General features: G+C 52.7%; 7 protein-coding genes. All 7 read right to left on the reverse strand.

Annotated elements, in window-relative coordinates:
* Positions 1–13: 13 nt before the first annotated feature.
* Complete coding sequence (locus DXA36_RS03775) at positions 14–2,587, reverse strand: glycoside hydrolase family 38 C-terminal domain-containing protein (protein WP_118676488.1); 2,574 nt, start codon at positions 2,585–2,587, stop codon at positions 14–16.
* 51 nt (positions 2,588–2,638) lie between these two features.
* Positions 2,639–5,767 carry an FAD-dependent oxidoreductase gene (locus DXA36_RS03785; protein ID WP_118676490.1) on the reverse strand — a complete coding sequence of 1,043 codons (3,129 nt, stop codon included), beginning with the start codon at positions 5,765–5,767 and terminating at the stop codon, positions 2,639–2,641.
* Positions 5,760–7,259 carry a sucrose phosphorylase gene (gtfA, locus tag DXA36_RS03790; protein WP_118676492.1) on the reverse strand — a complete coding sequence of 500 codons (1,500 nt, stop codon included), beginning with the start codon at positions 7,257–7,259 and terminating at the stop codon, positions 5,760–5,762. Before gtfA ends, DXA36_RS03785 begins: the two co-directional genes overlap by 8 nt.
* Before the next feature lie 17 nt (positions 7,260–7,276).
* On the reverse strand, positions 7,277–7,996 hold the full coding sequence (locus DXA36_RS03795) for an MBL fold metallo-hydrolase (protein WP_118676494.1): 720 nt from the start codon (positions 7,994–7,996) through the stop codon (positions 7,277–7,279).
* Positions 7,997–8,071: 75 nt separating this feature from the next.
* A complete protein-coding gene (locus tag DXA36_RS03800) occupies positions 8,072–9,088 on the reverse strand; it encodes an ROK family protein (RefSeq protein WP_118676496.1) in 1,017 nt (338 codons plus the stop codon).
* Complete coding sequence (locus DXA36_RS03805) at positions 9,079–11,676, reverse strand: glycoside hydrolase family 2 protein (protein ID WP_118676498.1); 2,598 nt, start codon at positions 11,674–11,676, stop codon at positions 9,079–9,081. Before DXA36_RS03805 ends, DXA36_RS03800 begins: the two co-directional genes overlap by 10 nt.
* The gene (locus tag DXA36_RS03810) at positions 11,667–13,022 is read right to left on the reverse strand and encodes a sedoheptulokinase (RefSeq protein ID WP_118676500.1); all 1,356 of its coding nucleotides are present in this window, start codon (positions 13,020–13,022) and stop codon (positions 11,667–11,669) included. The genes DXA36_RS03805 and DXA36_RS03810 overlap by 10 nt, the downstream gene beginning before the upstream one ends.
* Positions 13,023–13,028: the final 6 nt, after the last annotated feature.

Genomic DNA, 13,028 nt, shown 5'->3' on the forward strand with positions numbered 1-13,028 from the left:
CATAATCCTTTTATCACCATTCCAGCAGGTTAACTTCCCGGGCAGATGTTTCCCCGTCTCCCCCTATTTTCAGGGTAAGGATCTCTTCATGTCCGATTTGTACGGGATATTTAATGCCGTTTAGCAGCAGCGTACAGGAAGTGTCCCTTCCTTCCGTTTCCAGAAGCCTGACAATAAAAGAATTGTCGTCTTCACATTTTTTTATGAGCATAATTCGTACATTGGATACATCACAGCAGGCCTTTTCCTCCGGCCCGCAAATGGCAGCAAAGCTCTTACCGGCTATCTGTATTTTCCCCGGATGGGCGCTGTCTGCGAGATATTCGTAAGCGCCGTTGGCTTTTTTGGCAATCCGGCAGGCTTCCGCCCGGGGCAGCGTTTTCCCGTGAGGTTTCAAAATAAAATGAAACGTCTGGGGACCGATATCCGTATACTGGTAGCTTTCCTTTTCATTGTACCAGTCAGGGCTGTTTCCCTGGGCATAAATGGCGCTTCTGCAAAGGGTTATCTGGGTTCTCCCGTCCTCCATATTAAACGCATATTTTCCATCATTGGCAATCGCCAGGCCTCTGCCTTCCTTATCGCTCACATCCAGGAAACGCTGCATATAATATTCGGAAGGGTCCTCCGAAATCGTTCTTTCCAGGATCCCGTACGCGGTTTCCGCCGCTGTATGGATGCATTCCTCCCCGGTGGGAAAAGCCGCCTTCAGCAGTGTCCAGGGATGGTTGAAAACCAGCCGGTTTTCCACACAAAGCTCTTTTTCCTGTGCCCCCAGGGAATACAGCTGTTCCAGCGTGGTTCCTTCAAACGCGGTCCGCACCCGGATGACCTCCCTGATTGCACCGCTTTCCACTTTCTCCATGGAAATAAGGCGGAAGGAGACACCACGATCCTCATACCGTCTTCCCTGCAGGCCGCCCCAGGCATCCCTTTCATCCCGGTATACCCGGATGCTGCAGGCTCCTTTCAGGGCATCATAGCCGGACTGTCCACAGGCATCCTCCGAAAAAGCTTCTTTATCCACAAGAGACACAAGCGCGCCGGTTTTCCTGTCGAATTCCGCACGGATAAAGGGGTTTTCCAATACATGGGAAGCCGGATTATCGATTTCCATCTTATTATTGAAGCACAGCGACGGCTCCTTTTTCACCGTCCGGTATACGGCAAAACCAAAAGCCGGGATATGGGCATGAAATACAAAACGGCGTCTCCCTCCCAGGGTTGTATGCCTCACCTTGGCATCCGTATGGATTCTCTGATAAGGGATTTCCCTGTATACACAGGCATGCCATGCTGCTTCTTCATCCGGCCCCTCCGGGGCCAGCAACGTAAGCGGTGCCTGGCAGAACCACTCCAGCTCCGTTTCCACATAATCGTCAAAGGGCTGGCTGTCGGTATTAAACAATACCAGCGGAAAGCCTTCTCCCAGCGTGGAAATGCCGTTCACGATTTTCTGGATAGCCAGGGCCTTGATTTTTCCGGCCTGTGCACATACGCCGGCCATCTGCATTACCGCTTCCTCCCGGGCGGCCTTAATTGTCGTTCCCCCCATGGTGTCATGGAATTCATTGAATAAAAGTATCTTCCAGAGGTTCTCCATTTCTGCGGTCTGTTTCATCCATTCCGGGCCGCCGGATCTGCCCTCACATGCTGCCGTGGCTGCGCATGCTGCCATGCTGATCAGACAATCCGCCTCCACAAGCCTGCGTTCCGCAAGCCGGTTCAGGATCTTAAAAGGGGAATCGATGGAATAACAGCCTTCATTCACCTTTTCAAACGGCCCTTTGATTACAGGAAGGCCGGATTTATCCAGGTCAGCCAAAAAGGCCGAATAGGTGGAAAATTTCAGCCGGACATCTCCGTAAGCGGCAAAAGAGCCTTCGGAACTGCCTGCTTTAGCTTCCGCCTGCAGGCTGCGAATACTTTTAATATTTTCGATCGTCGGGCCGCCGCCGTGATTTCCCACGCCGTAGCAGCAGGGCATTTTGTCATAGCCCTTTGTCCGTTCCAGCGTGGTTTCTATATTTTTTACAGTAGGATCATGGAACCAGGTAGTGTATTCGGCAGGAAGACTGATGGCATTCACCCGGCTTCCGTCGCCGCCTTCCCATACAAAAACCGGGGTATCCAGCCTGGGCCGCATAAATACATACGAATCCATACCGCTTTTTTTCAGAATTTGGGGAAGGACATGGTTATGTCCAAAACTGTCTACGTTGGATCCGATGGTACATAATCTGCCAAAACGGCTTTTCAAATAACGCTGGGCGTACAGCCCCTGTCTCACAAAGGCCTCTCCGCAAGGCAGGATACAATCCGGTTCCAGGAACCATCCCCCAGTTATTTCCCATCTTCCTTCCGCCACCCGCTGTCTGATTTCCTCAAACATGTCCGGAAGGATCCCTTCTATCCATTCAAAAAACAGAGTGGAAGTGGAAGTGAATGTAAAGTCCTCAAACTCCTTCATTCTCTCCAGTGCGGAGGCATAAGTCGCCTTGACCTCCTGCATTCCCTCCTCCCAATTCCAGAACCATACGGGATCAATATGGGAATTCCCTATCATGTAAAGCTCTTTTTTCTCCATTTGCCAGCTTTCTCCTTTAACCTTCGGGTTTTCACAGCGCCGTTACGTACCTTACCAGATTTTATCAGTTTTCCCCTGCATTTTACCGGCTTCCTCTAACGCTTTGCGGGCCGACAGCCTTATGGCCAGGCCGGCCGGTTCTTTTTCCAGCTCCTGCAGCCGCATCCTTCCTTGTGAATCACCCAGGCCGGCAAGCGCCCTGCCAAGAACCAGCAGCAGGATCTGAAGCCGTTCTGTCATAAGTTCCACTTGTCTGTCCGCCCTCAGGCAGTCCCTGAACTCCGGTAATTCCGTCAGGCTGCGCAGCATGGGGATAAATTCCCGGGAAACTTTGGGATCGACATTTTTACTGTGCTCCGCAGCATAGGCGAAGCTTTCTATATAATGGTAAATCCCCTTATGGATGTCCTCATAATCTCTGTCCGATGCAAGAAGCAGCTCCAGAACCTTCCGGAAAACAGGAAGGATACCCCTTCTTCCGCTGCGTCCCAGCAGATTCAGGCGGTAAACCGTTTCCGGCATAACCCCATGATCCGGCAGGAGCTGTGCGCACATCGTGGAACCTTCCCTCTCAGGGAGCATGCCCCGGGAGAGTTCCCGGAATACAAAAGCGCTCATTTCTTCCGCCGGATCGTTTCCCATGGATGTAAAGGCTTCCCTGTTTCCATGCCACAGGCACAATTCCAGCAGACGGATACGCAGAGCCTCCTGTTCTGTGCATTCCGGCTTCCCCGGCGCCTCCGTCTCCAGTCTTTTCAGCAACAGCGGAAGCACCTCCTCAGAAGGCGCCGCCGCTATGGAAAGGATTTCGCTTTCTTCTTTCTCTTCATATAAAAAGGGGACATCCACCCAATGGCTTCTGGACGAAGCCGTTATTGCATCCACCTGTTCCTTCAGCCGCCTTCTGTCCGAAGGGGCATAGGGAAATCCGTCCTTTTTTCCGCTTGCCCGGCAGGGGAGTGTGAGCGGATCATCCGTCAGCTCCAAAAGGAAATTTCTTCTCTCCTGCGCATCCATCTGCTCCGGATATATTCCTTTTTTCAGGCTTTCTGCCAGGAGACCTCCCAGCACGGCCCCCTGATGCATGAGATCCGGCTGCATGCGGATGCTGGGAAAGACATTCCGTGTGGCGCTGACGGCCTTACCCGCCACATACAGCCCCTCTATCCGCCCGCCGTTCTTATCACACGGAAGCAGGGCCGACAAGGGAATTTGGATTTGCACCTGAGGAGGAAGCATACCGCAGTATATCGCATCGGCATCCAGCTTGCCCTTGGGATCGTAGTTGGAATAACAGGTATACAACCCGTCGGGATACGTCCGATATTGCATTAAATCCTGCAAATTTACCGTATATCGCCCCTTTATATGACGGCTTTCTCTCATACTCACATACATCCCATGATCCAGGATGGCTTCGCCCCGCCGCCTTCCCAACAGAATAAAACGGGTAAAATCCTCCGGATCCGCAGCTATTACCATAGAGGAAAAGTTGTTTTTATACCGGTTTACATCCGTGTACTGAGCCAGAGATGCCCAATAGGTAATATAGTCCCTGGCGGAACCATATACCGCCTCCGCTTGGGAGAACACAGCCAAATCTGCATCTCCCGTGGCATCAACCACCGCTTTCCCATAATAAGCATGGATTGGCGCGGGATATTTGGCACCATCCCCGCCCGCAGCGGCCACCCCTATACAGCGGCTGCCGCCCTCCGGGGTTTCTTCGCATATTGTCCCGAAAACAAGCTGTCCGAACCGGATTGTTACCCCGGCCTCCAGACAAAGCCGCGTAAGCACCTCCCCGCGGATTCCCGGATGGAAATCATCCGATTCACTCCATATTCCTTCCCGGCGCGGAAGTTTCAAAGGCCCCGCTATCCGCTGCGTCTTAACATCAATTTCACGTACATCACGGAAACGGTTTCCGAACCAGTAAGTGCTCACCCCTCCCACCGTGGAAGTGCCTCCCAGAGTATACTGCGGCTCCAGCAAAACCGTTTTCAGGCCGCCTCTCGCCCCATACAGGGCCGCCATAGCCCCTGCTGTTCCGCCGCCTGCCACAATCAAATCATACTCCTGTGTATCACAGAGCACCTCATTCGCTATAGAAAGGCATCTGTGACGCCCTTCCTCCGGCAGTCCATTTCCTGTACGGACAGAAATGCGGACAGGGCCATGGCAGGAAACCGGATCCGCCGCAATCTCCTCCCGGCGGCCTGCAGTATCCTCCCGGATAGGAAAAGGGACCCATTTTCCCGTCACCCGGCTGTTTTCCCGGCCCAGGCTGCCTCTTTCTTCCGCCGGTACCAAAGCCGGGCGAGGCGCAAAGCGCCCCAGCTCCAGACAGGGAAATTCCCGTTTAATCCGGGCATAAACCGAGGTTATGATTTCTCCTAAATACGCTTGCCCGGCGGGCAGAAAAGGGGGCAGGGCAACCGTAAGGATCCCTTTCCCTTCTTCCGCCTGCAGAAAATAGGACAGTTCCTGCTCCTTCGCCGGATGCAATTCCTTCCCTGGATGCGATGGCTTCCATTCGGCACGGCCTTCTTTTTCCACCGTTTCCTTCTCCGGAAGCCCTCCCACGAGGGCCGTGTAGGTATATTCATGGATTTGATGGCTTCCATACGCCGGCTCAGATGGTTCGCATGCTTCCATGGATGCGTAAGCTTCCATGGATGCGTAAGCTTCCATCCATACCTGCTCACAGAGAATCCCGAACAGTCCGCCTTTAGCCGCCACCCGCAGAAGCTTTTTCCCGGCGCAGCCCCCGGATTTTTCTCCGCTGCCGGCACAGGTGCTTTCCTTCCATTCCCTGCAGTCCACGGGCCATACCCCATATAGCAGCTTTATGCCGGCTTCCAGGCAGCGCTCCTCCAGGCAGCGCTTGCCTTCATCCGGCCTTAACAGCCCGAGCCTCCCTGTCTTTGCCTCCTCCGGAAAAAAAGCGGATTCTTCTTTTGTCAGACGATATTGGAAGGTCTGACAGATTTCCTCCGCCAGGCAGGTTCCCTGCACCGCCACTATTATTTTTTTACCCTGTTTTGCCAGTTCCAGCCCGCGGCGCAGCGCCGGAAGCGTTCCGCTCAGGAACACATAATCCGCTTCCCCGATGACCGGCAGGCCGCAAGTATGGAAGCTTACGCATCCAGGGGAGCTTGCGCATCCATGGTTATTCATTCCAGTTAAAATCCTCTTCCAGACGCAGCTTGTCCGTTTTTCCTGTTTTGTCAAGATAGGTTACCGCAAACGTTTTTTCCTGTAAATCGGCATCCAGCCTGGCTTCCAGACCCTGGCAGGACCATACGATACACAGCCGGGAGTCGTCTGTTTCCGGCAGGCTCATTTCGCCGTCAAAAACCGGATACGCATTGCGGAACTGCATCAGCCTGCATAACCGTTTTACGACAGGCTTTTGTACCAGTGTTTCTATTTCTTCCACCGTATAATTATGGCGGCTTATATTCCGGTCATATTGTGTTCTTTCCATAAGTTCATAATCATTTTCACCGGCCAGCAGCCCCATATAATAGACCTGCGGGACACCCGGTGTAAAGAACTGGATGGCACGCGAAAGAAGATAACTGTCATCATCCTCTCCCACAGCGGAATAGTAGGAGCAGTTTATCTGGTAAACCCGTTTTCCGCCAAGGGCTTTCCGGCTGTAATCCCACTTGAAATTAGCGCCGTACTCTTCCGTCCGGTCTATCACGGCCTGAAGTTCTTCTTCTGAAAGCAAATCCTCCACATCCACGGTACCCAGCCCGTCGTGGGTATCCAAAGTAGTATGCTGATCCTTAGGACAGATGGTGAGCCAATGGCGCAGCCTGCGGCTGCTGGCGCTGTACAGCGTATGCAGTACCATGACGGGAAGAACAAAATCATATACGGCATAGCCATGATCCGCGATTTTCTGCTGTACCGTATAGTGGTCATGAATTTCAGGCAGCATGGAAACTGTCGCATCCATGGAAACTGTCGCATCCATAGAAACCTTTTTTTCATCCAGGATCCCCTGTACCCGTTTCATCATATCCCACATTTCCGGCTCGATAAAAAAGCAGGTGGTATCCAGTTTTTTGGTGGCGAATGCAAAAGCATCCAGACGTATCATGGACGCCCCCTGAGCCATCAGGAAACGCAGCGTTTTTTCCACGAACTGCCACGCCGTTTCCGATTCCAGGTTCAGATCCATCTGCTCGTTATCAAAGGTACACCAGATTTTCTCCGTCGTGCCGTCGGCGAACCGGATCTCCTCGCACGGAGCGCAGGGCTTGCGTTTATTCAGCAGTTCCACCTGTTCCTGTGTAGGCTCGCCGCCCGGCCAGAATTTCTGAAAACGCAGGAACATATCCGCGTATTCGGAACTTTCATGCTTTTCCATAAAATCCAGGAATTCCGGGCTTCTTCTGGAGAGATGGTTGATCATGAAATCAAACATCAGCTCATAATCCGCCGCCAAAGCCCGGATATCCTCCCATGTGCCGAAGGCAGGATCCACTTCTCTGTAATTGATGGGGGCAAATCCCCGATCACCGGAGGAAGGGAAAAAGGGGAGGATATGGATTCCATTGATTTCCCGTTTGAAATACGTATCCACCATCTTTTTTAACTCTTTCAGATTTTTTCCTAAGCTGTCCGCATAGGTTATCAGCATAATTTTATTTTTCATATTTCTTATCCTGTCTGTCAGTATTTATAGGTTTCAAAGAAGGTCTTGAACCAGGGATTATAATAGTTGGCAAAAGCCATTTTAGCTTCCTTCAGGCGTGCGTCGGCATCGGCTATCAGCTGGGGATTGACATGGCCGAAGGTATAGAAATCATAATGCCTGGACGTTATTTTCTCAAGCGTTTCCAGCCAGGCTTCCTCACTGGAACCGATTTTCTCGCTGAAGCCGCCCCATATGGCATCTCCGGCCACCAGCAGACGGTAGTCACCGGCTGTAATGTCAAAGCTTACCGAACCCATCGTATGTCCCGGCGTATACAAAGCTTCTATGGTAAAGCCGTCGCCTTCCCAGGTGTCGCCTTCTGCAATCGTCCCGTCCACCGGACAGGGTACGGATTTGGTTCCGTACAGCAGGGCCGCAGAGGTTTTCACGCTGTCCCCTGTTTCCACCTGTTCCCTGTCCCGCTCATGCAGGTACAGCGTACAGCCGAATTCCTGTTTCCATAAATGGGCGGCGCCCACATGGTCATAATGGCCGTGGGTCCCCAGGATAAAACGGATTTGGGCAGGATCCACGCCTGTTTTCTTTATATTTTCTTTTATCTGTTCATACCCTTCGGGCGTACCGCAGTCAATAAGAAACCATCCTTCTTTTCCTTTCAGCAGATAAACGGCCGCATCAAAGAAATGTGTCAGACTGGGACCTCCTACCTGGTAAATATGTTTTAAAAGTCTCATTTTTTATACCTCCTGCCTATCGCAGGTTTTCCTGCGATACTGCATCAATAAGTAGTTTGAAAGGAACTTTCAAACTTATCCCTCTTCTTCCATAGCCAGCGTCATTTGCGCACTGCGGTACAAATCCCGGTAAGCCTTAATCCCTACGGATATCGCCGCATAATCCCCGATCATTTCCCCCAGGCTGGCGGGTACGATTCTGCATGCCTTACGGGAGACAGGCAGTGCTTCCTTTTCCAGGGTCTCCATCATTTTCTTATCCAGCACCTCTTTCTGCCTGCCATAGATGCTGCCGATAACAATCATCTCCGGGTTCAGGATATCAATGAGTACGGAAAGCCCTCTTCCCAGATAGGTCCCTACCGTATCAAAAATCTCCGCCGCCAGTTCATCTCCCTGTTCCAGCGCTTCGGCTATGGATTTGCTGGAGATGTCCTTCAGTTCTTCTTCGTTCCGGCAGAAAAGGGGGCTTTTCCCTTCCTGCAGCGCTTCCTCGGCCTTCATCCTTCCCAGCTTGGCGATACCGCCGCCGCTGCAGAAGCCCTCGAAGGATCCGTGTTTTCCGTAACCGAAGGGGCCTTCTTCCTCCATACGGATATGCCCCACTTCCCCGGCCATGCTGGTCGTCCCGCTGTAAAGCTCGTTATTCAGGATCAGTCCAGCCCCCATGCCGGTACCGAAGGTCAGGAAAATCATATTTTTACAGCCTTTTCCCGCCCCCATACTCCATTCGGCAAGCGCGCAGGCATCCGCATCATTCTGCAGCATCACCGGGACACCGAATGCTTTTTTCAAAGGCGTATAGATATCTGCCTTATCCCATTCCGGCAGGTTGGGTGGTGACAGGATCAGGCCTTTTTCCGCATCCAGAGGCCCGCCGCAGGAAATACCGATAGACATCAGCTGCCAGTCCGTGTTCCGGCTGAATTTTTCCCGGATGATCCCGATAAAGCTGTCCACAGCCCCGGCAAAATCCTCCGTTTCTGTTTTCATCCGGACCTTATCAAGAAACTCGATATCGTCGGAATGCTGTCTTGCGAAGGATACCGCACATTTTGTTCCTCCTATATCTATTCCTACCACTACCTGCATTGTGTTACCTCCAATTTTTGAAATTCCATATTCAGAGCCTGCACGGAAGCCGCTTTCCAGTCCCCTTCTGCCAAGATCTGTCTTTCCTCTCCGGGAAGAAGCGTAAAATAATTATCCTTCCAGTAAACTATGCCCATCTGTTTGGCCCCCTCACCATTCCGTTCCCAATCGACTGCGGTGATGGATTTTCCTTTCCCTTCACCGGTCAGAAATAAGAAGAGTGCCGGGCCTTTTCCGGTATTTTTCAATCGGAGTCCCTCTTTTATCCCCTGTGCGGTAAGCGCCGGCTTCTCCATTCTGAATACGGCTCCCAGATCACGTCCTCTTGTGAACAGATACTCATTTCCGCCCAGGATATCCTCCTGTCCTTCGGCAAACAGCGCAAGCCGCAGAAGAAGGAGTTCCCCGTCCGCCCGATCCAGAAGGAAACGCAGTTTTCCTATCCGGGATGAATGCATTTGTATGGAATCCAAATGGAATACTTCCTCCTGGAGAAGCATGCCGGACATGCCGTACACCCGTGCCCGTACCGTTATGGACCGGCGTCTTTCCCCCTCCGGCAGATTGCAGGCCGCATGGATATCCGCCTCCAGCCATTCCTTCTCCCAAAGGGATGCCCCGTCAAAAGATGCGGTTACCAGATATGGCGCATACGCTTTTTTCACCCCGTAGTAAGCAGGCTTCGGATTTCCGTAATAATCCAGGGAAGAGGTACAGTACAGATTGGGATAAGGTTCATTGAACTGCCAGGGGAAGGTGCCGCTGTTATGAAAAGCGCGGCGGCGGTTGCATTCCACCGCATATTTCAGTCCTTCATACTGCATATACTGGCTGCCCTTCCTGATTTCCTCGATTTCCGTAAGCCCCCCGAAGGTTTCCTGTACCAGGGGTTCATTATTCCACCAGGCCCCCCTGTGGAAATAAACAGGATTGTCCTTGCTGGCAGGAAGGAAGTGCTCCGGCGCAGTGGTCCGGCGCAGCGCCTCATAATTGGTCATACCTTCCACGCCGAATTCGGAATGCAGCATACAGGTTCCCCGGTTATACAGTTCATATTGCTCATTCAGTCCCTGATGCTCCCAGGGACCGTGTACATCAAAAAGCTCCTCCGGGCATTTCTCCAGATTTTCGAAGGAATTCAGGAATACGCCGCCGGAGGGCGAGGTGGGCAGCCATTTTCTTGTGCCGTCCAGCCTTCTGACCTGTTCCCCCAGCGTTCTTACCAGAGCGTTTTTCTCATCCAGGGGCGTGCCGTCCGGCTCCTGAAGCTCGTTCCCGCCGCACCAGACAGCAAGCGCCGTAAAGCCTCTTTTCTGCCGGATTATGGATTCCGCCTGACTGCGCATTAATTCGGTATAGCTATCCGCTTCCGAAGGGGTATTGTCAATCCCCGAACTGGACAAAATAAATTCCTGCCATACCAGAATTCCTGCCTTAGCGCACAGCCGGTAAAAAATATCCTTCTCTATCAGGCCGCCGCCCCATACCCTGAGAATATTCACGCCTGCTTCCTTCGCCAGCCGGATCAGGTGCGTATAGGTATCCTCCGTTACGGCGCCGTACATAACATCCGCAGGCACCCAGTTATAGCCGTTCATATATATGGTTCTGCCGTTCAGACACAGGGTGAAGCTTCCTTCCTTTTCTCTTCCGGCAATCCCGTTTTCATTAGGAAGGAATTCCACGCTGCGGATTCCGGCATCCAGCTTCCGGCAGTCGGATACCCTGCCCTTCCTGTCAAGCAGACGTACCTCAACCGGATACTCGTATGGCTCTCCCTGTCCGTTGCACCACCACAGGCGGGGTTCCTCTATGGTAAGGCAGATTCGGCATTTCCCGTTTTCCACCGATTCCCGGAACGGGGTATCGCCGAAGCTTCCTTCCGCCAGGCACCCGTCAGGGCAGTCGGCCTCCAGTTCCACATGAACCAGCGCCTGCGCCCCGTCCTCTGCTAAAACGGAATGCACATACACATCGGTCAGGATCGCTTCCCTATTTACCTTCAGGTATACATCCTGCCAGATTCCCTGATGGATCATACGCGGGCAGAAATCCCACCAATAGGTCATTCTGGATTTGTGGGTAGATACCAGGCTGGTCTTTCCCACCTGTGGCTGCTCTAAGGGAGCCGGTTCCAGCACCACGGCCAGAAGGTTCTTTTCTCCCGGACAAAGCTTTCCGGTAACATCCACACTCCAGGGGACATACATCCCCTCCTGCTTTCCCAGGGATTCCCCGTTCAGGAAGATTTCCGAGTTGTAGTCAATGCCCTCAAACACCAGCGTGAGCCGCTTATCTTCCAGACCACCAGGAACCAGAAACTCTTTCCTGTAAACCCAGGTTCTGTCCGGCACCCACTCCACCAGCAGGGAATTCCTTTCGTAATAAGGATCCGGCAACAGATCGTTCTTACGCAGATCATGCAAAACACTGCCGGGCACCTTCGCCGGATACCACCAGCGCACGTCCGCTGTCCCGGGCATAACGGAATCCCTCCATACCCAGTCCATCCCCACAAATTCCTTCATCAGCCAGTCCGCACCGTTTAAATCGATTCTGTTTTCCGGGCCTACTCTTTTCACGTCCATTCTGCTGTCCCTTTCCTGAACAGATCCAAAGCCGCTTTGGCTGCTCCCGCCGCCGCTTCCTCCTGTATCTCTTTAAAAACCACCGGCATTCCGAAGCTTCTGGCCGTTTCCTCTGCCATCAATGCATTTCTTCGGATTCCGTTACCGCTCGCCACAATTTCCGTCCGCCCTTTCCTGATTTCCTCCGGGAATTCCAGGTACATCCGGTGCAGTTCCTCCGCCATGCCCCTCACATACGCCCTGATGAAATCAGGTGCATGAAAGGTGTCAAAGGTAAGGTTTTCCACGGTTCCGTAAGCATCCGCCACGCCTGCAGCTTTCTTCCGGCTTCCATATAAAGAAGGGTTTACCACCAGGCCCGTTTCTTTCTTTTCTTCCCCAAGCCGTTCCATCTGGTCAAATGCCTGTATTTTCTGTCCCGTAAATTCGTATACAATTTCTTCAAAAAAAGCGGCCAGTTTTTCATAAACCTTTCCGCCGTTTAAGGATGCTCCCACATAAAGGCAGCCTTTGTGAAAATAGGGCCGGATGTCTGCCGCCGCGGTCCGGTAATAATGGCGGTCAAAAAGGGAAACCTGGGAACCCGTACCCACGTTGATGCTGATCTGGGTTTCCGGCTTATCCAACGCGCCGTAAAAGCTGGCCTGGTTGTCACCGAACGCACAGCTCACCGGAATCCCCCGGTAAGTCCCTGCCGCTTCTTCCTTTTTGGCAAGCTGCGGGAAATAAGAAGTCTCCACGCCGGCCTGCTCCAGTTTATCCCAGGCAAATTCCCCCGCCTGCACGTCATAGCCTCCGAAACTGGCCGCTATAGATTCATGGAGAAGCGGGTCCTTCCTGCCCGTAAGGCGCATGGCCACATAATCTCCGATGTTAGCCAGCTTCACCGCCTGTTCAGGGATAAGGCCTTTTGTTGCCAGATAAAAATGCGTGACCGTACCGAACCCGGAGAACACAGGGGTTCCCGCCGCCCTGCCAAGCCGTTCCTCATAGCTCACGCCATCCGCCATAAGCTCCCGGCCTTTTTCATCCTTCCAGGTATAAAAAGGGGAAACCGCCCTGCCCTCTGCATCCACATAAAGGATCCCGTGCATCTGGCTGGATATGCCGACAGCCTCCGCCGTATCTGCACCGAAACCGCTCTCTGCGGCCTGCGCGAGCATATCCTGCACCTTTTCCACAATTGCTTCCGGATCCTGTTCAAAGGTTCCGGGAAGGAACGCATTCTGCCGGCTTACGGCAAACGGCAGCGTTTCCTGCCCTTCTTCATAACAAACCACACAAATCGATGTTGTCCCGATATCGATACCCAGTGACCGCATTTCCATACCTCCGCGTTCCTGCATCCAAAA

The organism is Eisenbergiella sp. OF01-20, assembly GCF_003478085.1.
Lineage (GTDB): Bacteria > Bacillota > Clostridia > Lachnospirales > Lachnospiraceae > Eisenbergiella.

Coding starts and splice junctions, on each gene's coding strand:
- DXA36_RS03810 (WP_118676500.1), bottom strand. CDS start 13,022: ATGCAGGAACGCGGAGGTATGGAAATGCGGTCACTGGGTATCGATATC.
- DXA36_RS03775 (WP_118676488.1), bottom strand. CDS start 2,587: ATGGAGAAAAAAGAGCTTTACATGATAGGGAATTCCCATATTGATCCC.
- DXA36_RS03795 (WP_118676494.1), bottom strand. CDS start 7,996: ATGAGACTTTTAAAACATATTTACCAGGTAGGAGGTCCCAGTCTGACA.
- gtfA (WP_118676492.1), bottom strand. CDS start 7,259: ATGAAAAATAAAATTATGCTGATAACCTATGCGGACAGCTTAGGAAAA.
- DXA36_RS03805 (WP_118676498.1), bottom strand. CDS start 11,676: ATGGACGTGAAAAGAGTAGGCCCGGAAAACAGAATCGATTTAAACGGT.
- DXA36_RS03800 (WP_118676496.1), bottom strand. CDS start 9,088: ATGCAGGTAGTGGTAGGAATAGATATAGGAGGAACAAAATGTGCGGTA.
- DXA36_RS03785 (WP_118676490.1), bottom strand. CDS start 5,767: ATGAATAACCATGGATGCGCAAGCTCCCCTGGATGCGTAAGCTTCCAT.